Origin of the sequence: Pseudoflavonifractor gallinarum (assembly GCF_014982855.1) — a bacterium.
Taxonomy (GTDB): domain Bacteria; phylum Bacillota; class Clostridia; order Oscillospirales; family Oscillospiraceae; genus Pseudoflavonifractor_A; species Pseudoflavonifractor_A gallinarum.
Genome location: NZ_JADCKF010000020.1, coordinates 1 through 23,516 on the forward strand (window position 1 = coordinate 1; position 23,516 = coordinate 23,516).

A 23,516-nucleotide genomic window follows, 5' to 3' on the forward strand; every position below is an offset into this window, starting at 1 on the left:
GTGCGCGGTGACTTCTCTCCACGGAGAACGAGCGACAAACACCAGCGCAGCAGGTGGGCCGGGCCAGCCCACGGCCACGATCCGCCATTGGACAGGCTGGCCGCCTGTCCCTCCGGGCCGCCGTTCCTCCGTTGCGTGGGGATGCCGCGCTGAGTATGGTTGTCTTTGGACAGGTCAAGGAAACGGGCGCGGCACTCCCTAATTTATCAAGAAAGAGGGAAACGCTCTATGAATTACGATCCAGAACTGGCGGCCCTGCTCTCCCAGCCGTGGAGTAACAATGCCTGTCGCGGCTATGTGATCTACGCGATGGAGAACTGCGGTTTTTCGCCCCAGGACATCCGGCGTGTGGTGGCTGAGCTCTATGAAGTCTTTGACATCCGTGGACTGGAAGAGGCCCAGCAGCACTACGAGCGGAGTCCCTATTGACTTTTGGACACTTTGTCCAGAGGTACATATCCGGCCAAAGGCCAGCACTTTCTCGGTGCTGGCCTTTGCCATGTTTCAAAACATTCTTTGATTGTATGGGAGGGATTTTATGCAGGCACAGGTCAAATACGAAAGTGAAGTCAAAACTGCTGTTCTCGGAGATCGCACGATCACCGTTAGAAATCTCACCCCCGTTCTTTCCCCGCAGGAACAGGATAAGCGCAACCGCGAGGTCGAGCGGCGGCTGTTCGATGTGTTCCGCAAATATGCTGGGCGGGGGTAGGCCAGAGTCATCCTTGTGGTAAGGGGGCGGCAGTCGATTGACAAAAAGGACAGTATTAGCATTGAAAGTCAATTTGAGTTTTGTCGCTATGAGCTTAAAGGCGGTGAGGGTAAGGAATACAAAGACAAGGGCTACTCTGGCAAGAACATTGAGCGCCCCGACTTCCAGCGGCTTCTGCAGGACATCAAGCTGGGCTTGATTAAGCGGGTGATCGTCTACAAACTGGATCGGATTAGCCGTTCCATCGTGGACTTCGCAAAACTCATGGAACTGTTCAAGCAATACGATGTGGAGTTTGTGTCCTGTACAGAAAAGTTTGACACTTCCACGCCGATGGGTCGGGCGATGCTCAATATCTGCATTGTCTTTGCCCAGCTTGAACGCGAAAGCATCCAGATGCGTGTGCAGGACGCTTTCTATTCCCGGTGTACCAAAGGCTACTATATGCGGGGCCGGACGCCATACGGGTTTGATACTGAGCCCATCGTCATGGACGGGATCAAGACAAAGAAGCTGGTGGAAAATGCGGAAATGGATTATGCCGAACTAATATATCAAATGTATGCGGAACCGAGTGCCTCTTATGGAGATATAACACGGTATTTTGTGGCCCATGATATTAAAGTTTATGGCAAGGCATTAACACGAGCATTTATCGCTCAACTGCTGAGAAACCCCGTCTACGTCCAGGCCGATATGGACATCTACGAATACTTCAAGGCCCAGGGCGTAAAAATTGAAAGTCCCCCGGAAATGTTCACAGGGGACAATAGCTGTTATCTCTATCAAGGGCGCGAGGGCGAGGAGCCGATCCTTGTGATTGCTCCCCACCAGGGGCGCATCCCCTCCCAGCTCTGGCTGACCGTTCAGCGCAAGCTCTCACAAAACACGACATTCCAGAATGGCCGGAAATGCCATAACACATGGCTGGCCGGGAAAATCAAGTGCGGGCGCTGTGGTTACGCCCTGGCAAGTTTGAACGCCAGAAACGGTGTTACCTATTTGCGGTGCAAGCAACGGGCAGACAATAAGAGCTGCGAGGGTGCCGGTACGCTGACCGCGCAAAACATGGAGGCATTTGTCTACGGCGAGATGGTTAAGAAGATGCGGAAATTCCACACGCTGAAAGGCGGTAAGGAACAAAGCTACAATCCGAAGCTGACCGCCGCCCGCGTTGCCCTGGCAAAGACGGAAAGCGAGATCGAGAAACTTCTGGACACTTTGTCCGGTGCTAATCCGCTTCTCCTACAATACGCAAATACACGCATTGAGGAACTGGATGCAGAACGGCAGAAACAGCTCCGGCTGGTCGCAGACCTCACCGCCAATTCTGTTTCCGCTTCACAGATTGATAGCATTACGGATTATCTCGATGACTGGGAGTCCGTGAGCTTTGACGATAAGCGCAAGGTGGTTGATATACTCATATCACAGATTGACGCTACCAGTGAGAGTGTTACAATCCACTGGAAAATCTAAAACCTTTTCACTTGGCATTATGCCCTTGTAAAAAATAGTTTGCAGTTGCTGAAAGGTTTCCTCGTGGCCGCCAACATCCGGATGGTAGACTTTGCATAGGGAACGGTATCGTTTGCGGACAGCTTCTGTCGAATCGCACCCGGCAAAAAAGTTGATTGCTCCCTGTTGTGTTCCGCCTGTACAGGCGTAGTGATGCAGGATGGAAAAAACTTCTCTTTCCAGCGTTTTTTCTTTTTTCTTTGCGGTGTCGATGAGTGGGATTAGCTTGTGTTCAAAATGGTCACATGGGATTTGTCCAACAAAATGATCCAACTGCTTACAAATTTGAGAAAGCAATTCTATGTAGGATGTGAATTCATAGATCAAAGAGGAGTCCTGCTTAACACGGATTGCAGCATCTACCTGCTGATGGAGTGTTTCCAGATTTTCGAATAGTCCGTGCAGCATTTCCATGGACTGACGGCAGACTTGGGTGGCGCGGCCTGCGGCAAAGGTGCGTTCAAGCGGGGCTGTCTCATTCAGATTTCGGGTACGCTCTGCTATAGCAGCCCAGTAGCTTTGATGATCCTGGGTGGAAAGCTTTAATATTTGCCCCCACTCACCCCATTCGATGCCGAGCGAAATGAGAACCACTATTGCAGAGAAAACTACGACAAGAACATACAGTACGGAAAAAACCACATCCAAACCGGAAAACAGCTGTAAATAGTGAAGGATCCCTATGCCGAAATTAGTGGACACTGCATAACTTATACGGAGAGTCACATAGCAGAGAAAACCGACTGCACATAAAACAGAAATTGGAAAGGCCAGTGAAAACAGAAATACAATAAGCTTGTTCAAGCCGGTCAACAGATACCAAAAAACACAGGTAAATCGCATATTCCTACCAGACTCGGCAGTCTCAATGCGCTGAAAGTCGCCTTTACAGATGTCGTACAGTCTGGAATATCCCCGGTGACACAGATAAAATACCGCATCAAGCAGCCCCATGCAGATGGTAACCACGGCGGTAACGGCAGCCGCAGCAATGCCACCAAAGAAAAACAGAACCATGACCACGGCTGAGATAATTGCACCACCCAGAATCATCAGCGCAATAAACAGGCCTACGCCCTCAAAAAAACCTCCGGGGTTATCGAAGATGGCGTGTAGGATTCCAAGCGCTAAAAGTGCAGTTCCAACGCCCAGGAAAACCATTACTTTTTCCAGAGCCTTTTGCAACAATTTCGTTAGAATCGAAATGGCCAATAAGGGAAGCGCGAGTAGCGCACAGGCATTGACTTTTATGATGGGAAGTAAGTGCTCCATATGTCATTCCTCACCTATTGATAGACATCAAACTCGTAAGAGATGGAAGTAACAACGCTGCTGCTGGAATCAATAGTCAGGGAAAGCCGGTCGCCTGAGGCGTGATCCAGATATACAAGAGCGCTGCGATTCAGGCTGAACCCAATCAGTGGAGAGCCTGTACAGTAGCTGGGAGTCCCCAATAGTCCGCTTCTTGCGTTGGCAACATCCTTCAGCGCGCTCCCTATGGTGAGCCCGCCTGGGAAAACTGCGTTGTTGTTGGTGAATTTCACGCCCACAAAGGTTGCTTCATTAAGAGAAATTATACTGGTGGTGGTATTTTTCACAATCAGACAGACTCCGCTGTGACTGGAAGATGGGATTTCATAGGTTTCTCCGGAAGAGAGTCTCTTATCCTGGATATCAGGAAAACTCATGACCTGGGGGATGCTGTTCAGGTTCAGGACTGTACCGGCATATTGTACCTGACGAGAATAAGGCGCTGCCTGTAAAATTTCCGGGGTGGGGGTGTTCAACTGGATTGTCTGAGCAAGAGCCGATGGATCTGCCAGAGAAACGGCCAGATGTGTTTCGTGATTCTGCTCCAGCAAAATATTTTCTGCTTGTGCAGCAGCACTTAACGGCATTATGGAATGGTTTGAGACATAGACCTCACTGACTGAATAGTTCCCTGGCAGCATATCAACTTCTTGGCGGTAGCCGTTTTTCTCCGTTAGTGCAATGCGATACACCCTGCCGAGGGAAATGTTGGAAATGCTAAAGGTAATGGTGGTTTTCTCGCGAAGTTCCAGCGGCAGAAGATTATATTCCTTCGGGAGGTTGTCCAGGTAGACTGTACACACGGCTCCCCATTGGGCATCCTTGGAATGGTTGGCGCAGCCGTAAAGCATCAAGCTGCAGCACAAAGCCAATATCACCAGGATAAATCGTCGATTCATGACAAGGCTCCTTTCTGACAAAGGACTGACGGGATACGCGGAAGGATATTAGCTATAGGCTCGTTGCCGGATGGAATGACGGTACAGTCAGAGCTAAAATTGTAATTTTTTGTATAACAAAAACGCCTTGCGACAGCCTGTCATATTGTCAGACTGCTGCAAAGCGTAATGAGGCCGCGAGGACAACCCATACACGGCCAGATGTGGTTTCCTCCACCGTTGACATTGTTTCCTTGTACTGCACAGAAAAGGGAGGCGGAACTCGGGTATTGATGCTCATTGTATACCTCCAGTTCATTCAAAGGCGGCGCTCGCTAAGGCGGGGATAGCTTATTTGAAATAGAGCAGGCGTATCCCAACCTTTGAACATAGAGTCCAAAGGTTGGGATAGCCAGGTATCAGCTTATAATCAAAAGGGGGTTATTCATCCTCGTACGGCTGAGCCGTTTCTGGTGCAGTTCTGCGGGATCTGCTTTGGCGAAACGCCGTCCACAGCGAAGATGTAGCGCCCAGTATAGTAAACAGATACAACATGGCCAGATCGATCCAATACGATGTCTTATCTATGTATTCTTTTGCCAACATGTCGCCTATGGCCTGAAAAGCGGTAAATACATCCACCTCAAACACACGCGCCACACTTACTGCATAGTCAAGTTGATATCCAAAATAGGTCATGGCGATGATAAGGATAGCGGCAATTATAACACCCTTCCTGCTTGTTTTTCCTCCCAGCAGAGAGTACCCTTTGATCGTACAAACGCCCATAACCACACCGCTGACGGACGCCACATAGCCCAATTGGCCAATGGCCACAATACAGGCAACCCCGATTAAGGAACCGAGAAAGGCGCCAATCAAACCTGTAACTATATTTTCGTGTTGTTCTTGATGCTTGGGTTCCATTTATATCTCCTCACTTTGCGTTGATTGTTCTGCAGACTTGGCCCGCTCTGTACAATTCCTCATGCATTGTTGTGAAGGATCAACTTCTTTTGTAAAGGGTTCTGAGCGTTGCGTGAAAGATCATGCAGATGACTTGCTGGACATTATACCCTAAAGTTGATATAATTTCAATACAATTAGCGTTGGTTACATGCTGATTGTTTGTATTATGTTTGATGAAAAGAGGAGGGGCACTCATAAATCCGGTGTGATGGATGCCGCTCTTCTGACCCAGGATGACACTTTTAGAGGTGAAATATGCTGCTAAATACCAAAAACAAAAAGGAAAAGTTCATCTTGGCTTGTTTGATACTGTTAACTGCCATGGCCATGTGGGTCGTGTGGGGAAATATTTCTGTTCAGAGAAGCTGCGTTATGGTCCGGTCCAATGAGCTTCCAGAAGCGTTTGCCGGATTTACTATCGCTCACATATCAGACCTGCACAATGCGGAGTTTGGGAAGAACAATGAGAAGCTGCTCCGCATTTTGAGGGAAGAAAGCCCTGATATCATCGCTTTTACCGGGGACTTGGTTGATTCAAACCATACGGATATAGATTGTGCTTTATTATTTGTACGGCAGGCAGTGGAGATTGCCCCTTGCTATTATGTTACAGGCAATCACGAGGCTTGGCTTGGCACACAGTATGAGGTGTTGCATGTAGAGCTGATCAAGATGGGCGTTGTTGTGCTGCAGAATGAGTCGGTCAAATTGGAGTACAACGGAGCATCCATTCAACTCATAGGGGTGAATGATCCTGCCTTTTCAAGAGAAGGAGACTACTTGGCAGAGACTGTCCTGGAAACCACACTCTCACAGATACAGATAGAAGTTCGGGAGGGCTATACAATTCTTTTGGCGCATAGGCCCGAGCACTTTCGTGTGTACCGCGATAAAAACATTGACCTGGTATTGAGCGGTCATGCCCATGGCGGACAATTCCGCCTGCCATTCATCGGTGGGGTCATTGCTCCTGATCAAGGATTTTTTCCAGAGTATGATGCCGGGACTTACACTGAACAAAATACCACCATGATTGTCAGTCGAGGCCTTGGAAACAATATCATCCCTGTTCGTATCAACAACCGCCCAGAGATTGTCATAATAGAGTTGGACCGGCTGCAGACATAGTGTCTGGCTTCGATGATAAAACGTTAGGAGCATCGAACATACTGACACGATACGCTGAGCGGACAAAAGCTTTTTCTGAGCGTAGCCGAATATCAAAAAAGACCGCTGACATATATTACGGTGTCAAAGTCAGCGGTCTTTTTTGGGGCGCTTACGGGCAGTGTGGTGCGGATAATCACAGAGGAAGATCGCTGTGTGCACAAGAGCTTGTATAGGCAAGACTAAACGGACAAAAAGCCTTCGATGTTTGAAGTACCGCTGGTACGAAAACCCTTATAAATCAAGGATGATCGGCACTTTCCATCACTTGATAAGTAGCTTAAATTTGCACTGATATCCCAACAATGAGCATTGGTTCAACTCTGATTGATTGTTTGATGTCCGCTTGGCTCAACTTATACTATTAGTGATACTCTAATACAAGGAGGAGGTATCACAATGGAACTTGAGTCTATAGGAAAAAATATTCGTAATTTCCGGCGAAGTAAGAAAATGCGCCAAGAAGATCTGGCTGAGAAAACCGGATTGAGCACAAATTATATTGGGTCTTTGGAACGAGGAGAAAAAGTGCCCTCACTGGAGACCTTCATTGAAATTGCAAATGTGCTGGGTGTTTCTGCGGACATGCTGTTATACGATTTATTGGATCATGGATATCAAGTCAAAAATTCTGTCATTTTAGACCAGATGCAAAGTCTTTCCTTGGAGGATAAGGCGAGAATCTATGATGTTATTGACGTGTTGATCCAGCATGCATCCTCAGACAAGCAGTAGTCGAATCGTTTGGCTCATTTGGTTGATGGGCGTAAATTTACACGTAGACTATAAAATGAGCAGATTCTCCCCTTGTGGGGAGGCCTGCTTTTCTTTTTGCAATTAGAGGTGAACGATTTGGAACGGAAAGTACAATAATAGGAAGAAAGGAGAGACTTAATTACGGAGCGGTACCGATATGCTCGAAGGTTATATCCTCCAGACGGAGAGTTAAAATTCCAAGATACTCCAGAGTACGATCGGCCTGGATTGTAGCAACTATAGTTACTTCTGACTGCGTCGGAGGATAATCATCGGGGTAGCGGAAATGGTCTGGCATCACCACATCAAATCCCTGCGCACAGCAGGCCGCGGCATCCTGTACGATCACGCCGCAATAGACCTGCCCTGTCTCGGGCTCTTGATATACCGTGAAGAGTCCATTCAGCCTTATGATTTTTCCGATATAATCGTCCGGTGTCGACATCATGTTGAATACCTCTCCGTATACCATGGTGCTACTGAGGGTAGTCAGATCCAAATCCACAGCTGCAGGAGCCTCCTTTCCAGAATCCGGTTTTGTTTTTTCAACCGAATGCTTCTTTTTATCTCCATTGGAAGCAGAAGCAGTTCCCTGCAGGGCTTGAATATCTCTGGTTGAGTTGTCCCCTTGAGATGGAGAGAGAGACGAACTCACCCTGGGGGAAATAGTGGCTTCAGGCTCGCTGGACGGTTGATCCATCGGAAGTGGTTCTGACTGCTGTGAAATAGATGAGGGGGACGGTTCTTTAGACTGTGCGTTTTTTTCATTTCCACCGCATGCAGAGCAGGTCAGGAACAAGATTCCGACCAGGAGCAGAATCATTGGGCGTTTCATAGGTCATCTCCTTCTAAGCCATCCCACAAGGGTGCAAAGTGCAAAGAGCAGGATATCTGCGGTAACAATGGTGGCACCCACCGGAGTGCCGGCCAGAATGGATGTGAGAATCCCGGCGGTGGCACAGAATACAGAAAAAACAGCTGCAAAAATGGTAACTGTCCGGAAGCTTTTAAACAGTCGCATGGCAGCCATAGCCGGAAAAATCACCAGAGCGGAGATCAGCAAAGAGCCCACCAGATTCATGGCCATCACGATAACCACTGCTGTTACCACAGCCAGGATCAAGTTGTACTCCTTTGCCCTGATTCCGGTGGCCGAGGCAAAGCTCTCATCAAAGGTGACGGCAAAAATTTTATGGTAAAAAAAGATGTACAAGAGCACCACCACTACTGAAAGTGCTACGCACATCCAGACCTTGGTTTTGGTGAGAGTGAGGATGGAGGTGGAACCGAAAAGAGTGGTACAGACATCTCCTGTCAGGTTGGCAGAGGTGGAAAATACATTCATTATCAGATAGCCCACAGCCAGCGCTCCCACGGAGAACATGGCCATGGCGGCATCGCCATTGATTCTGGCATTCCGGCCTGTACCCAGCAGCAGGATGGCACACAGCACCGTAATTCCCATAACCAGGGGCATATCGTTGGTCAGGTTTAGGACGGATGCCACCGACATAGCCCCGAAAGCTACATGGGATAGTCCATCCCCGATAAAGGAGAACCGCTTGAGTACCAGTGTGACTCCAAGCAGGGAGGAGCACAGGGCTACCAGCACTCCCACCACAAGGGCGTATCGAACAAATGGATAGGACCAGTATTGAGCTAACTTCTCAATCAGCAGTGCCATGCTCTTCCACCTTCTCCCTGCTCCAGATACCGGCGTCCAGAATTGGATTGAGCAAAGGCATCCCGGGTCCCAAAAAACACCTTCTCCCCCAGATAGAGAATATGGCTGGCATAGCGGAGTGCAGCCTCCATATCGTGGGAAATCATCAGGATAGTCACGCCGTCTTTTTCATTCAGCTGGGCGATGATCTGATAGAATTCCCGGCTTGCTGCCGGATCTAGACCAGCCACCGGCTCGTCCAGAAGCAACATCTTCCGGGCGGCACATAGAGCGCGAGCCAGCAGCACCCGTTGCTGCTGACCTCCCGATAGCTCTCGATAGCAACGCTTGGAGAATCGTTCCATATCCATACGCCGGAGGGACTGCCGCGCCAGTTCCTTTTCTTCCTGCGTATAAAAGGGGCGCAGCCCGCACCGGCTTTGACAGCCGGATAGGGCAACCTCCCAGACTGTGGCGGGAAAATCCCGCTGGGCCTGCGACTGCTGAGGCAGATACCCGATCTCGTTGGCGTGCACTCCGCCGCCCAGGTCCACTGAGCCCTCCAAAGGTGTCAACAGCCCCAGGATGGTCTTCATTAGGGTGGATTTTCCGGCGCCGTTTTCCCCTAAGATGTATAGGCAGTCTCCTTCGGCCACGGTAAAACTCAGGTTCTGCACCAAGGCGGAATTATAACCTAAGGTCAGGCCCTTGCAGCTCATCTGGATCATGTCATGGTGCTCCTCTCAGCGCAGTGCGGTCTTCAGTGCTTCCAGATTTTGTTCCATAATGGAGAGGTATGTGGCTCCCGCTGCTACATCGGCAGCAGTTACTGCCTGCATGGAGTCCAGCATGAGGATATCCTGATTCTTCGCGTTGGTATTGCCAATTACCGTCTCAGCAATGCTGTGGGTAGTCCCTTCAATGGTCAGCACACAGGGGAGAGCCAACTCATCTACCTTGCCGGCCAGGAAGGCTACCGTCTCAAAACTGGCCTCTGTTTCTGCCGAGCAGCCGGAAAAGGCCGCATAGTAAGTAAGCCCGTAGTCATCTACCAGGTACCGGAACGGGAACCGGTCGGCAAAAAGCAAGGTGCGGTTGGGAGATACTTCCACGGCAGTTTGGTACTGCGCGTCCAGATCGGTCAGCTTTTGGATGTAGGCGGAAGCGTTTTCAGCATAAGCATTTTGATGGTCAGGGTCAATGGTTCCTAATGTATCGGCGATGGCACCGCAGAGAACGGCAGCATGCTTCAATGAGAGCCAGATGTGCTCATCATCATGGGGATGATCCTCGTGGTCGTGCTCATCCTCATCCTCGTGGTCGTGATGATGATCGGTTTCCTGCATGCCATCCACCATTTCCTCTGCTTTCACAGCATCTCCCAGCACATCCATCAGGCACAGTGCTACCCGCCGGGAATTGGCAGGGTTAGATAAGGCATCCTCTACCCAAGAGTCCGATTCTCCCCCGGTGTAAAGGAACAGGTCACAGTTGGAAATCGTCACCATATCATTGGCAGTAGGTTGGAAACTGTGGAGATCCACTCCGTCATCCAGGAGCATGGTAAGTTCGATACGGTCGGCCTGATCACCTACAATCTCCCGTACCCAGTCATACTCAGGGAAAATGGTGGTAACGATCCGCAACTTTTCGCCACGGTTTTTCGAGGCGGAAGGCGTTTGGCAACTTGTGAGCATCCCGGCTGTCAGCATGAGAGAAAGTGCGATACAAATTACTTTTTTCATATAGATAAAACCTCCGAATTGGCACAGAAACTAAAAATGGGTGCAAAAATACAAGGGGTTCTGGGCGTGCGCCGAAAGAGTCTGCTCTGCTTGAGCAGACTCGACCCCTTGTCTCTGGTTTCTGTTTAATTCAGTAGCTTTACCCGCAGTAAAACTGGCGAAGATGCGATGATCGCCCTCTGAGTTCGCAGGACGAGAAGCACGGCAAAGAAGCAGAGTACCGTCGTCCCGGCAAGTGTAGCGCGGACCGTGGAGAGCTGCTCCAGAAGTGTTTGACAGATTTGAACCTGATGACAGACAGTACAATGTTCACCGCTGCAGTCATGATTAGCCTCAACAGCCACAAAGAACACAGAGAAAATCAGGGCAAAGATCAACAGCACCGCTCCACAGGCGGCGCTCAAGCGCGTTCTTTTGCTCATATTCTTCTCACTCCTTTGTAGATGGGGAATGACACTATAAATGATGACAGTCTTGGCAGATGTCATATAAGACAGTATCTAAGAATATCCGGGTCGAACCCATCCTGTTCTAACATGATGCAGATCAAGTGTTTGGCATGCGTTGTATTCATATGAAAGGTCTTTCCACATCGGGTACAGGACATATGGAGGTGGGCCGGGCAGCCCGGTGTCCCCACATACTGGTAATATGCCTCCCAGCTGCCGGCCTGTCAGACTGGGGGAGAAGTCTTGCTGCCTCCAAATGGGAAAGATTTCGGTAGACAGCGCTCAGGCTGATCTGCTGTGCGCACAGTGCCTGGGCAATTTCCCGGACAGATAGCGGCTGGTCGATATGCTGCTCCAGAAAAGGAATCAGATGATCTCGTTGCCGGGTGTCATATTTTTTGTCATGGCTCCTCACCTGAAATGGGCAAATCAATATGGCATATGTGGCATTCGCTGTCAATGATAATTGGCACAGTACAAAATCTAAAGAGAAAACTAATTTTTTAAACGGTTAGTAAAAGGTAACCACAATGATAACAGATGCTGACGTGTTTTGCAAGATGCTATACATCAAAACAAAGCTTTATTATGTCAGAAAGTAGGTGTTGAGTTTGAAGCCGAAGAAAGGGAATCAAAGAAATATCTCTGGGAACTGGATATCTAATCCAGTACTTTTTATATCCGCGGTAGTATAACGATAGCTGCCGCTGCATGGTCTTTCATCTTCTTCATAGTTTCCCTCATTGGGGCTGTAGGGAAGGTATGTTCCTTGATTACAGCTGCTCATATGGATCTGGCAGCAATGTGATTTTGGCCTTTGTGCACCGGTGATTGGCCCTGCGGTAAATTCAGATATATACCGCGCAGTTGGCAGATCATCTGTGATGGTATGGTACGGAATAACTAATATTTATCTAAAATCCCGACAAAAGGCAATAATCTGTCCCGCATTCCGACGGAAGAACGGAGAGAAAAAAGCTATATCAAAGTTTAGCGTTGTTGATATACACAGCAGATTCAAAAGCAAGAAGCAGAGAAGGACTTTGGCCTTCTCTGCTTCTTTTTTGGCTGGGAGACAGATATACCGCACACTTCTGCGTGCCATTTTTTCTTGTTGATGAAATAAAAATAGAATACAGGAACGCATAAGGAACGCATTTATGCCATAAGAAGAACGCATGGCATGCTAAAATGGCAAAACGAGCATTGACTCGTATCCTTGTTGCAAGATTTTAAAAAGCAACAAATCTATAAAAAGGAGAGGAACGACTAACACATGATATCCTATACAAAAAAGCGCCGAAGATGGGTAGCGCTGCTGCTTACCGTTCTTTTATTGTGTTCATTTTGGAGCCCCGTATCAGCACAAGCCCTGGATACGGCGATGGATTCCGACATGCTTTACACAGAAACCGCAGAAACCATATCCGATGAAGCGGCCGATGTGGACCTGGCCACGGCATCGGGAGACGAAGTGTTCAGCCAGCCTTTGGACGAAGTGGAACAGCCTGCTACCGTATCAGATACGGTGCCGACAGCAGAAACAGAGGTGACCGAAGAATCCACGGAATATTCAGTCTCGGGAGTTGAAGCGGAACTGGATTCAAATGCCGAAGTTCTCTATGAAACATATGACGGCCAGTGGATTGCAGGCAGCCTGACAGAAGCGTTCGCCGTGGTGGATGGCGGTTCCATCAAGCTACTGCGAGATATTACAATTAACAACAGCAGCAACACTGCGCTGCGGCTCTCCAAAGAGGCAACTCTGCTGGGGGAAAATCATTCTATTTGCCTTGAACGTGGCTCTATTATTATGGAAAGTCCATCGCTGCTGCATCTGGGTAAAGAAGGATATAATAAAACACTTACCATTTATTCCAGAGACGACACCAACTGCATTTTTGATATGCGTGAATCTTCTATATTAGAGATGTACGACGGTGTGACCATAGGACCTTCCCGGGCAGGTGGACAGCCTGCCGGTGTCTTTCTGCAGGGTTGGTCAACATTTAATATGTACGGCGGCTGCATCACCGACTGTGAGAACTGGGCAACTGTGACGGGGGGTGTACTGATTACCGACAACGCAAGGTTCAATTTGTTAGGAGGCACAATCCAAAGCTGTTCTGGGTATATGGGCGGTGCTGTGGGGATCCTTGCCAACAGAGATTCATCGGAAAAACCATATTTTAGAATGTCAGGCGGCGAAATTAAGAACTGCAGACATGTCGGCTCCAGTTATGGCGGCGGCGCCGTCTTCGCATACACAGCCAAACCGGTCGACATAGAGATTACCGGGGGAAAGATATCTGGTTGTTCTGCCCCTGGCCTATGGGGCGGCGGCTTGTATCTGTATGTCAACAATAATCAGGCAGACATCCGCATCTCAGGTGTGGAGATCAGCGGATGCTCCGCCAAATATGGTGGAGGTGTGTTTCTGGGTGGAGGCAATACAATCCTGGGTGAAGGCACAGTATTGCACAACAACACTGCAGACAGCGAGGGCGGTGGCCTCTGGGCCATACACCAGACCGGCATCCACTTCGGTGCGGTCACAGTAACCGGAAACACGGCGGCCAGCGGCGGTGGTGTAGTGCTCAGTGGTGGCTCCAGCGATATGAGTAAGGCTGTGATCCACAATAATACCGCAAGCGTTGCTGGAGATGATCTGATGCTCCGCAAAGGAAGCACTGGTGTTAGCGGCGCGGTGCTGCCCGGTGGTATGAGCGACCTCACCCTGATTGCCTGTAATCACGCCATTGACGGCTGGTATGCCGATGGCCCGGACAGTCGCTGGACTTGTCCCGACACGGAGGACTGGAGTGGTGGTGAGCCGCTTGCCGGCACAATCAGTACCGCAGGATCAGTGACCCACCTATATTTGAAAGCAGCTCACGGCAAAGTCGAACCGAAACCCATGGAACCTCTGACCATCACTCCCGCGGATATTATCGTCTATTCCGGCGGCCGGGGTTATGTAGGCGTAGTTGCTGGCGACGGTGAACCCCTCTCCCGGGAAAGCGGTATTCCTGAACCTGGTTACTATATTACCCTTCCTGAATCACTGAACACATTGCTGGGAAGTGAGCTGCCAAACAATCTATCCGGTTCTCTGACCTTCCATTATGATGATTATAACGGCACAACCCGCCAGTGGAGCCTCGCCCTCTATGGTACGGAGGAGCACAGTACGGGTAGACATAATTCCAGCTGGACGACGCGTGCGCTTCAAGATCGGAAAAAATCTTAAAGATAGGATTATGCCAATTAGAATAGATTAGCTTTATTCCCTGTTTTGGGGGAAGGAGAGGCTATTAGGCCTCTCCTTCTCCAAGCCCTTCGGTGAACCGAAGGGCTTGGAGAAGGAGAAACCCAGCGAGAATGGAAAACAGAAAATGAAAAATAAGGGCGGGGATTGCTTATGGGGGCTGAACAGACTATTACCGAAAAAGAGTTATGGATAGAATTTCAAAAAGCAGCAGGGAGTCAATTTGAACCAACAGAATTTATGGTAGTCTACGCATGGAAAGAACGCTTTTTAGATGACGATAGAAATTACGCTCTGGCATTCCATCCAAAACAAACAAGTGTATGGACTCTTAATTTGGAGTCTGGGTGTTTGAGAGAGATTCCCATAAAAGATATTCGAAGTATCAAAGAAGAGCCCTCCTGTTGTTATCGTTTTTTTTACCGTCGCAGCATAAGATGGGAGTCATTTTTTGTCCCATACATTAGTGTTGGGACAAAAAAGCATTTTCGGTGCGTACAAATGGACGCTGGAAAGCGGTTCCAGTTATTTTGTAAAAAATTTCTGCGAGAACCCTTAATAGGCCGAATTATAAAATTGATAATACAAGGCAAGTAGGATTTGCCATTTGTGCTGTGAAAGAAGGAACGAGTGAGGGAAGCAATTAAGTTTTTCGGGAGGAGTATAATGACCGTCGATAGAGTTATAGACTTATCTTTACTAGATTACCTTACTTATAAGACAAATTGTATATATCTCTCAGACCTCCGACATACGCCTCGATGGAGATTGCTTCGAGTAATAGAGCAGATTCCAGCTCAGGCTTTTTCAAGTGAAAGTTGGAGTGATTGCTTTGTATATTTGACCCAAAATCAGCCTCCCATTCGTACAACTAGAGTCCACGATATGAAACAATATTTAATTTACCGGTTGAGGGAATATCATGATTAAGTCAGAAAATATGATTATCGTGCCAGAAAATGTGCTAAAGGACATGTGCATTCTGGAGGATGATCTTCCGAGAGAAGGCAGTATACAACCGGATTCCACAGTCACTATGATGGTATGTGTGGATGGCTTTAAGCTCGGTTTGGTATTTGGAAGAGTATATAGCTGTTACATGGATGAGCCGCGTAGCTTTAGAAGCCTTGACCAAATGCTATTCATTATTGACGAACGCTTGGATTTGGCAGGAAAACCTATGCGCGATACTCAGTTGCGGGGGAAGTCTTCCTGTATCTCTTTAGAAAAAAAGAATTATTCTTCGGATCCCCCTAGATCAAACCTTAGGATTACTAGAGGGAAGATGGCCAGCTTTTATATCAGAGTTTATTCCAGAAAATACACATCTATGCAGGGTGTGGTTGCCTGGATAGAAAAAGAAATGCGGCCAGAGGCATTTCGCAGTGAGATGGAACTAATGTCTTTGATTTACTCTACACTAAACAAATTAAACCATTAAATTAGCACAGATAATGGAGATATAGTCATGCTGAACTAAGGGATGAGCATTTGGAAGACACAAATTCTTTTGTGCAGAACATATTAAAACGAGGACAATTAGGATGCGTACACATTTGATTCAAGAACTGCTGAGCAATATGAAAAAAATTCCAGTCTCCGATGTTAGGAAGTTCTATTTTAGCAGTATCACCAATTCAGTAATTGATGAAGGAACCTTGCTTCGGTTCGAATTCTTAGATATGTTCAAGATTCGTAAACGGATATCTAGAGCAGTTCGTAATATTGTTGAAGTTGGGAACGAGGAAAATAGTATCCTTTACATTCAAATAAATCCATCAAAGCAATGGCAAATATCAATTGGCAGTATTCCGGATGCACCGAATGAAGAAATGCTCTCGCAGAAAGTGTTGTTTTCTATGCAAGAGAAAACAACTGTGTGTGGTAGTTGCCCGGAAGCGGGCGCGCTGTATCTTCAAAGCAATAATATGCCTTGGGAACAGGCTGCATTGCAATTTCTTCTGGCCTGTACATTGATTGAAATATTTTTGGTATTTCAGGATTTATCCGAAGAACTATGTTTATATTTTGGATTGGCCCACAGCCATTACTGTGTAAAAGTAGGGCAAATCGAAGAATACATGGTTGATTAAAAATAAACTGGTGAAGTTTATGTGCCTGATTGGAATCTCGAGCCTGTTTCACTGTACCATTTGTTCCATAAAAAATGCCGTTGAGGATATTATAAAATCCTGCAACGGCATTTTTGTTTCTACCTTTTTGAGGCCCATACTGAAGTAAGTTGCCATGCCTGATTCGTCTTGGGTCTCCTTAAGGAAGTCGGTGCAGCCTCCACCAGCTTGCCAAGAAAAATAAAAAAATACACATTTGGAAATGAGCTTGATAGAAAGTCAGTAATGATATGTAACCGGATCTTCTCCCTCGTATCGTTGCGGTATGCGGTTGAGCTTGCAATAATACCGATAAAACAGATCTGCACACCCTTTGAGTTCGTCACACAGCGGTAATTCTTTTATATCAAACAGAATCTCTTCGCCCAGTTTGTTGGACATATATTTCAATGCAACTCTGCCCCAGATGCGTCTTTCTGAAGTCGGAGCTACATAGGGCCAAAAGAGATTTTGGTGTTCAGGAGGAAGCTGTAAACGGTGCTCTGGATGTGCTCTTATGATTCCGTTATGGCAATAGTCGCCCAGAAAATCTTCTTCAACCATGAACGCCCCAATAATGTGCCGTTCCATTTCTGGCTGTCCGGCAGGGCGTGTGGTCAGCAGACACATAGAGTGAGGCTTCATGCGTTCTGGAATACGCACTTCTCCTTGGGAGGAGCCGCTTAGATAGCTGCCGGTTGATACAGACCAGGTGGAGAAGACTTCTTCCACTTGATCGGGCTTGATGTCAAAAACCGCCTGCCCCTGTGTTGAGATTTTGAAATTATTTAAGAGCGCTTTCCGCTCCTGCATCTTTTTTAGCGCTTGAAATTTTGCCTCTTTAAGTGCTCTGTGTTCATCGAGCAATTTATTGATTTGCTTTTGGGCAGTCTTGTCCTTTAAGGTGAGAAAGTTTGTAAACGCGTCCGGATAAATAAAGTGCTTTTCCCCTTCCGGGAAGCAGATAGTAATTTTGGTTTCGTTCCATCCCGTCACAATCCCACGTCCCAATACGTTATGCTGGATTGCTTTGCCGATTAGCTGCATATGCTCCTCCTTTCGAACACGGAAAGAGCCTTTATGCCGTCGTGCTGACAAGCAATGGAGGCTCTTCCGACTATGGAACGGTAATCTTCTGGATTATCCGGCGTATGGTGCGAGCAGCCGCTTCTTTTCGCGAATGCGCAGGACCATGGTATTCTTTGGAATTTGTAGAGTAATCCCTTCGTGTTGGAATTCAGGAATGTCTTGGAGGGTCAAATTTGTCCCGGCAGGCATTCCTTCCAGATCAATGGTCACAGTATCGATCATATTTTCCGGCAAGGACGAGAAGGGAACTTCAAAGAGGAGCTGCTCCAGATTACCGGGAACAACATCTGCATTTCGCAAGAAAATATGTGCAACGCTATTGACTTTTTGTCCATCTGTAAGGGCCTGGAAGCTGAAATGCTCCACTTCATTGTTCAGCATATTCCTCTTTTTCTCTTTGATTTGGGTCTGAATTGACAGCCCGTTGAAGTCAAGCATCACCTTGCTTCCCTGACGCTTTGTACGGAACAGCAGATTGGCGTCTTGACGGTCCATCTGGATGGAAACCGATTGCGTCAGAGTTCCTCCGTAGACACAGCAGGGAACGAGATTTTTTTGGCGCAGCTGTTTGGGCTTTAACGCCTCATTCCGTTTCTCAACTTTAATGATTGCCATTGTGATCCTCCTTTTATATTGGATTATGTTCTATACCGCGCGTTGCGTTGATATAGCGTAAAAGTGTAAAAAAAGAAAGACTTTTGGATCATGCCCAACGGCAAAAAACAAAAGCCTTTCTTTACAGACGGTTCTTTTTGGATTTGATTCTTAAAAATATAAAAAAAGAAGAGCTTCTCATATACGCCTTTCAGCGCAATGTCAAAAGCCCTTCTTATAATAGACGGTTCTTTTTATATTTCTATAAGTATACCACAAGTAACACTTAAAAGCAACCCTTTTATCTTGCTCACGACAGTCTTTTGGGTATCATTCATAGAGTACCTATAAGAAATTCAACGTACGCCCATAGTTCATGTTTTTATTAGATAGGCAATGTATCCGGGCAACCGTGCCATTCTACATACGCTGCCGCAGCGTCTGGGTTCCAAGCTCTTGCATGATTTGCTATTGCGCTTAGGATGAATTGACAGTTTTCATTACATGACGATACCAAAGTGAGGCAGTATGATTATGGAGGTGCTCGCTCATATATGATTTTCCACTATCAGGCTAATGGCGAAAGAGAAGATATCCTTACCCTGTCTGCTTGGGATATACAGATTCCAGAAGACAGAGTACTCTAATTTGTATAAAAAAGTCGGAGCAAGCCGTTCAGCTTGCTCCGACGATGGTATGAGTGGTGATACAGAACTTTTTGAAAACCCAAGTAATATCAAGGACTTGTGGGCATCCGAACAGAAAACCATCTTGTATATCCCCCTGTTTTAGGGCGGCTGTTTTGAAGCAGCCGCCCTTTTCTTAATGTCCAAAATAAATGTACCAATTGGGGTTGAAAAAGCCTCTTTCTTCTTTTTGTATTGCCCGTTAGAAATAGGACACGGATGATTTATCACTCAGCGTGTCAAAGTGGCACAGAAATAGCTTTTTTCTCAGAAAACAACACTTTTTTAAACCTACGAAAATATGTCATCTATGCGATACTCTATCTCACCAAACGGCTCAACCGTATGTGGACGATCCGAATACGGCTTGTCCAGATACGGGAAAACCGGATATGGTTAACCCATGTCTGGAAAACCAGACACAATTAAATAAAGATAAAAGAAATACTGAATTCATCAAGTATAGAAGGATCAAATCCTATCCTATCAAGCCCCCGCAGGTGCCAATTGGACTGGACAGGATTGGATACAGGGGCGAGGGAGCTATCGGGGATTCATTATTATCATTACGCACAATCAAAAATATAGGAATTAAGGTTTGAAACGGGAGAAAAATGCCTGTAGTGGCCTTTTCGTGTGGGGGGTGGCATAATTTCCTCATACGAAACAGAAAACTGTTTTTGCATAGGGGAAATGTAGGATTTTGCCTTTTTGCAAGCAATAAAAGAGAACCATCCATAGATATCTGTCCGATGATAGCGATATTCTTTCTATTTTACTGATTTTTAAAAATATTTGAGGCTTGTACATAAACAAACAAATACACTACTAAAAGTGAAAATGGAAAATATAAGAAGGGTATGCTATAATTTATGGCAACTTATCAGAAGTAATATCTTTTGATATTTCAAGGGCGGTGCAATTTTAATGATAGATAAAAAAATATTTTGGCTTGCACGAAAAATGATAGACTCTTTAAAATTTCACGCAAAAAAGTTGCGCTATAATTTTATAGTCAAGAAAGATCAAAAAAAGACACACTGTCTTTTTCGTTTTTTACTTTTAGACTTGTGTTTTTTCAAACAATTAAAAGTGCGTTGATTTCCTGCATCTTACTTTGTGGGGATCTGCTTCTTATCCCTTTAATTGCAGAGAAAAGAAACATTGTCATACCTCAAATGGATACAGGATTGGGGATAGATATTGTATTGGGGTGTATGGGAGTTGCTGGTGTTATACTTGGCTTATACTGCTCCAATATTACTTCCATATATGCAACAAAATATGCAAATGCTCCTCAAAACATTGCCACACTATTTCAACAAGACATAATTTCTAATCGTTGCATTAAGCAAATAGTTAGTTATATTATCTTGTGCATCATATTTCTCACTCTGTTCCTTTTTGATATAGATATATCGTATTTATCAATTGCTTTTACGCTATTTCAAACCATACACATAGTTGTTTTGTTTAGTGCAGCTGGAAATAGGTCAAATATATTATCAAATACATATCAGATTTCGCATTCAATTTATTCAAAAATCATTTCTATATTCAAAAAAATATCTAGAAATAATGTCTTAGCTTGTGATAAAAGTTTCCAAAATTATTTCCAAAGAAATTGCGCATCCCATTTGCAAAATTTATATGACATAGCTATTTTCAATAAAGACAATCCATCAAATCAAAACGCATCCACTTTGTCGTTTATGAACAGCAATATTTCATTGCTTGAACTCTATTGGCTGGATAAATGTGAAATTCGGTATGACTCGCTATGGTATAGGGATCGGCCCAAGTATCAGCAATGGCATTTTGCATCTGATACCAGTGTAGAACTTGCACTTAAGACTGGAACATCTTTACAACCTGAAACTCAAAGGGATTATTGGTGGGTCGAAAACGAAATTGAAAGAATTAATACAGTTTGTTTTCAAAAGTTATGTAGAGATCAAGATCATATATCAATTTTAAATTATCTTAATTCAGTTGCTGCGTTATCTTCCAAAGCGATTTATAGTGGGAATATACTTATGTGGGCCAAGTCAATAAGGCGTTTAAAAATCCAATTCATGACAATGCAATCAGACCAAAATATATCTGATAATAAGTTAATTTCCGCCATATATGATGGATTTGTTAGCATTTATATCAATATTATTGTTGGTATTAATTCTTATCTACATGATTTAGATTTACATGGTTTCTTTGAAAAAGTGTGCATAATAAATTCTTTCGAATCATGCAATCACGCTTTATGTAATAATGAAACTGTGGATCGACTTTTTCGTCAAATCCGCGTCGAAATTAAACTTGAAGGTAAACAAATCACGCCTAACTGGTATGTTAAACAAGTTGTTTCAAAAGGCATAATTCACTTTTTTAATGAATTATTAAATTGTATTTCGACTTCAATTTCCGACTGTCTAGACATGGGAAAACAACTTATTGAAAAAAGAAAATATTTCCCTGCAGCTGTTAGTTTTTCTCAAATGTACGAATTAAATTCAAAAATCGAATACTCTATTTCTTGCATTGACTATTATTATTCGCAGATTGAAAAACTAATTCTCGAACCTACAATCGTTGTTGAAGATATTGAATTAAGCGAGGCTAAGAAAATTCTAGCATCAGTTAAAAAAGAGTTACCACAATTATTGGTAAAGTGTAGTGGTATCTTTGCTATACAGCACTGGAATGAACGTGAAGAATATCCAGATCTATTAGGATTCTGTTACAACCATATATGTGAGTCCCTAATAGAATCCATTGAACAAAATGATTTTGAAACATTCAGCAAAACATACACAGGCTTCTTAGGCGTTGTATTACTGTATCAGGAATATGTGCGTGTGGATGCAACCAAAATTAAAGAGCCTCACTTACAGCAAGGAGTTTTCCATGTTTCCACAGCTCCCATAATTGAATATGCAATAATAAGTAGTCTATCAATTTTGTGGGGTGAATTTAATAAGTCAACGCAGTGGATGGAATTAATAAATCAAGAGTTAGACAACTTTATTCAAAAAAATGAGAATGCCATAGACTCATTAACGCGTATTTCCACTATTGCAGCTGCACGCAAAAGGCACATGGCTGCAATAGGAAATCGTGATGTTTTGCAAACCGGATGGACAATGCGTATTGTAAATGCACTTGAGGAAGCTAAAGTTTGCGAATTTGATTACGGCCCCTTTGGGCAAAAAATTCTTAAAACGGACAGCAAAATTCTAAAAGCTTTTTATGGTACATACTTCTCTGGTTTGGAATATACACATCATGTTGAAGACATTTATTTTGTCTGTTGCGTTAACAAATATTTATCAAAAGACGACTTATACAAAGGAGATTTTGAGTGGGAGGAGGACTTCGATGCGGATGGTAACTGCTAATTATACCTCATCTCAACAAGCACCACGAACCGCGTTTAAATATGAACAGAAATATCAACCGAGTACAACTGGCTCTATGTTTATTGACGATTTCTCCGCATGGTTTTCTTCTGAGTTCACACCTATTGGACTGCGGAGTGATTCTAATTTTTACACAATATATCCTGAGGATGCAAGTCTGACGAAATTGCTGTGGTTTAATGGCCGGTTTAACCTTGACTACAATTTAGATACAATATTTAGTCAAATTGTAAGACAGTTAATTTTAAATGGCAGAGCATATTTAGAAATAATATTTTTTAAAGATTTTGAAAATGTTATAAAAGGCATAAACTTTGTCCCTATAAATGCAAAAAAAAGAAAAAACGATTTAAATCATTATACATTTCAAGCAATCGATTGGAAAAATGTTCAAATTGAATTTTCCGTGGAATCAAAGTATATTGTTGAATTTGATTTGAGGGATCTTGGGTATGGTAGAAATTATTTTCGAAGATTGCTAAAAAAGCTTGCTAATTTGGATGTAACAAAAGCATCTCAATTAACATTTGATTCTAGAGCAAAGAAATATTTTAATTTTAAAGAGTATGTTAAAATTACAGAGTATGATTTACTCAAGTTTACAAACAATGTACACTGGCTTGGTCGGAATTATTCTAATCAACATTTGAGCGAAAGTTATCTTTTATATAGAAAGATTAAATTCAAAATTCTCCGATATGAGTTTCTAAAGTATATTTTAGAGCAAATTAATTGTGGGCTAGATCGCCTAAAGGAAGAGTGGGGATTTACGGGAAATATAGGAATAAGTTTTACCCTACCTGATTATAACGCTTTCATAAAAAAATATGAATCAGGAGAATATAACGCTTCAAAACTTGGTGATATAGTTATTCAAAACATAATACCAACAGATCAATAACGAAGATTATTCAATTAGTTTCGGTCTCTTGTTATCAATATGGGTGGTAAGTGCAAACCTGTACTTGCCACCCGTTATTTTTGCTAGCTGCACCCTAATCCCATGGCCTTTTTCGGGCGGATACATCTCCAGGTTCAAACATCCACGGTAGTGTCAAGGGTAGTGTCAAGAGTTTTGCGCAAATTGGTTTACAGCCCCTGGCATGAATGAAGTTAGCCAGCAATGGAGGCATCCTCAAAGGCTGCTTCCAGGTGCTTCATATTCATGTATTTCTTGTTGCCCC

21 protein-coding genes are annotated in these 23,516 nt (G+C 44.9%); 10 read left to right on the forward strand and 11 right to left on the reverse strand.

What is annotated here, in order from left to right:
* Positions 1 to 228: 228 nt before the first annotated feature.
* The 3 genes from INF37_RS15160 to INF37_RS15170 all read left to right on the forward strand — a co-directional run bounded on the left by INF37_RS15160 (position 229) and on the right by INF37_RS15170 (position 2,191).
* Positions 229 to 429: a hypothetical protein gene (locus INF37_RS15160; RefSeq protein WP_087307739.1), complete on the forward strand. Its 201-nt coding sequence runs from the start codon at positions 229 to 231 to the stop codon at positions 427 to 429.
* 109 nt (positions 430 to 538) lie between these two features.
* Positions 539 to 712, forward strand: coding sequence for a hypothetical protein (locus INF37_RS15165; RefSeq protein WP_182479259.1), 174 nt, complete (start codon positions 539 to 541; stop codon positions 710 to 712).
* A 9-nt stretch (positions 713 to 721) separates the two neighbouring features.
* On the forward strand, positions 722 to 2,191 hold the full coding sequence (locus INF37_RS15170) for a recombinase family protein (protein ID WP_193539346.1): 1,470 nt from the start codon (positions 722 to 724) through the stop codon (positions 2,189 to 2,191).
* Here INF37_RS15170 and INF37_RS15175 read toward each other — a convergent pair.
* The 3 genes from INF37_RS15175 to INF37_RS15185 all read right to left on the reverse strand — a co-directional run bounded on the left by INF37_RS15175 (position 2,141) and on the right by INF37_RS15185 (position 5,346).
* Positions 2,141 to 3,502, reverse strand: coding sequence for a J domain-containing protein (locus INF37_RS15175; RefSeq protein ID WP_193539323.1), 1,362 nt, complete (start codon positions 3,500 to 3,502; stop codon positions 2,141 to 2,143). The genes INF37_RS15170 and INF37_RS15175 overlap by 51 nt on opposite strands.
* 14 nt (positions 3,503 to 3,516) lie before the next feature.
* Positions 3,517 to 4,440, reverse strand: a complete 924-nt coding sequence (locus INF37_RS15180; RefSeq protein WP_193539325.1) for a hypothetical protein — start codon at positions 4,438 to 4,440, stop codon at positions 3,517 to 3,519.
* A 420-nt stretch (positions 4,441 to 4,860) separates the two neighbouring features.
* The gene (locus INF37_RS15185) at positions 4,861 to 5,346 is read right to left on the reverse strand and encodes a hypothetical protein (protein ID WP_186963261.1); all 486 of its coding nucleotides are present in this window, start codon (positions 5,344 to 5,346) and stop codon (positions 4,861 to 4,863) included.
* 297 nt (positions 5,347 to 5,643) lie between these two features.
* Here INF37_RS15185 and INF37_RS15190 point away from each other — a divergent pair, with 297 nt between their 5' ends.
* Positions 5,644 to 6,516, forward strand: a complete 873-nt coding sequence (locus tag INF37_RS15190) for a metallophosphoesterase (RefSeq protein WP_235964379.1) — start codon at positions 5,644 to 5,646, stop codon at positions 6,514 to 6,516.
* Positions 6,517 to 6,954: 438 nt separating this feature from the next.
* On the forward strand, positions 6,955 to 7,290 hold the full coding sequence (locus INF37_RS15195; RefSeq protein WP_101691274.1) for a helix-turn-helix domain-containing protein: 336 nt from the start codon (positions 6,955 to 6,957) through the stop codon (positions 7,288 to 7,290).
* 160 nt (positions 7,291 to 7,450) lie between these two features.
* Here INF37_RS15195 and INF37_RS15200 read toward each other — a convergent pair whose 3' ends face one another.
* The 6 genes from INF37_RS15200 to INF37_RS16025 all read right to left on the reverse strand — a co-directional run bounded on the left by INF37_RS15200 (position 7,451) and on the right by INF37_RS16025 (position 11,583).
* A complete protein-coding gene (locus INF37_RS15200) occupies positions 7,451 to 8,146 on the reverse strand; it encodes a hypothetical protein (protein ID WP_193539327.1) in 696 nt (231 codons plus the stop codon).
* Positions 8,147 to 8,149: 3 nt separating this feature from the next.
* Positions 8,150 to 8,995, reverse strand: coding sequence for a metal ABC transporter permease (locus INF37_RS15205; protein WP_186963259.1), 846 nt, complete (start codon positions 8,993 to 8,995; stop codon positions 8,150 to 8,152).
* On the reverse strand, positions 8,983 to 9,702 hold the full coding sequence (locus tag INF37_RS15210; RefSeq protein ID WP_193539329.1) for a metal ABC transporter ATP-binding protein: 720 nt from the start codon (positions 9,700 to 9,702) through the stop codon (positions 8,983 to 8,985). Before INF37_RS15210 ends, INF37_RS15205 begins: the two co-directional genes overlap by 13 nt.
* Before the next feature lie 15 nt (positions 9,703 to 9,717).
* Complete coding sequence (locus INF37_RS15215; protein WP_186963258.1) at positions 9,718 to 10,719, reverse strand: metal ABC transporter substrate-binding protein; 1,002 nt, start codon at positions 10,717 to 10,719, stop codon at positions 9,718 to 9,720.
* 125 nt (positions 10,720 to 10,844) lie between these two features.
* Positions 10,845 to 11,141, reverse strand: a complete 297-nt coding sequence (locus INF37_RS15220) for a hypothetical protein (protein WP_101691279.1) — start codon at positions 11,139 to 11,141, stop codon at positions 10,845 to 10,847.
* A gap of 148 nt (positions 11,142 to 11,289) precedes the next feature.
* Entirely contained in the window at positions 11,290 to 11,583 is a 294-nt protein-coding gene (locus INF37_RS16025; RefSeq protein WP_186963257.1) for a transcriptional repressor, read from the reverse strand.
* An 861-nt stretch (positions 11,584 to 12,444) separates the two neighbouring features.
* Here INF37_RS16025 and INF37_RS15230 point away from each other — a divergent pair.
* From INF37_RS15230 to INF37_RS15240, 3 genes are all read left to right on the forward strand, one after another.
* Entirely contained in the window at positions 12,445 to 14,418 is a 1,974-nt protein-coding gene (locus INF37_RS15230; protein WP_193539331.1) for a hypothetical protein, read from the forward strand.
* Between the two features lie 940 nt (positions 14,419 to 15,358).
* Positions 15,359 to 15,877 carry a hypothetical protein gene (locus INF37_RS15235; RefSeq protein WP_193539333.1) on the forward strand — a complete coding sequence of 173 codons (519 nt, stop codon included), beginning with the start codon at positions 15,359 to 15,361 and terminating at the stop codon, positions 15,875 to 15,877.
* A 115-nt stretch (positions 15,878 to 15,992) separates the two neighbouring features.
* Positions 15,993 to 16,529: a hypothetical protein gene (locus INF37_RS15240; protein ID WP_193539335.1), complete on the forward strand. Its 537-nt coding sequence runs from the start codon at positions 15,993 to 15,995 to the stop codon at positions 16,527 to 16,529.
* 258 nt (positions 16,530 to 16,787) lie between these two features.
* Here INF37_RS15240 and INF37_RS15245 read toward each other — a convergent pair whose 3' ends face one another.
* Both INF37_RS15245 and INF37_RS15250 read right to left on the reverse strand, forming a co-directional pair.
* Entirely contained in the window at positions 16,788 to 17,594 is an 807-nt protein-coding gene (locus INF37_RS15245; protein ID WP_193539337.1) for a hypothetical protein, read from the reverse strand.
* A gap of 93 nt (positions 17,595 to 17,687) precedes the next feature.
* Positions 17,688 to 18,251: a 50S ribosomal protein L25/general stress protein Ctc gene (locus INF37_RS15250; RefSeq protein WP_193539340.1), complete on the reverse strand. Its 564-nt coding sequence runs from the start codon at positions 18,249 to 18,251 to the stop codon at positions 17,688 to 17,690.
* 1,843 nt (positions 18,252 to 20,094) lie between these two features.
* Here INF37_RS15250 and INF37_RS15255 point away from each other — a divergent pair.
* Both INF37_RS15255 and INF37_RS15260 read left to right on the forward strand, forming a co-directional pair.
* The gene (locus INF37_RS15255; RefSeq protein WP_193539342.1) at positions 20,095 to 22,311 is read left to right on the forward strand and encodes a hypothetical protein; all 2,217 of its coding nucleotides are present in this window, start codon (positions 20,095 to 20,097) and stop codon (positions 22,309 to 22,311) included.
* Positions 22,292 to 23,233 (forward strand): hypothetical protein, encoded by a 942-nt coding sequence (locus INF37_RS15260; RefSeq protein ID WP_193539344.1) that lies wholly within the window; start codon positions 22,292 to 22,294, stop codon positions 23,231 to 23,233. Before INF37_RS15255 ends, INF37_RS15260 begins: the two co-directional genes overlap by 20 nt.
* Positions 23,234 to 23,516: the final 283 nt, after the last annotated feature.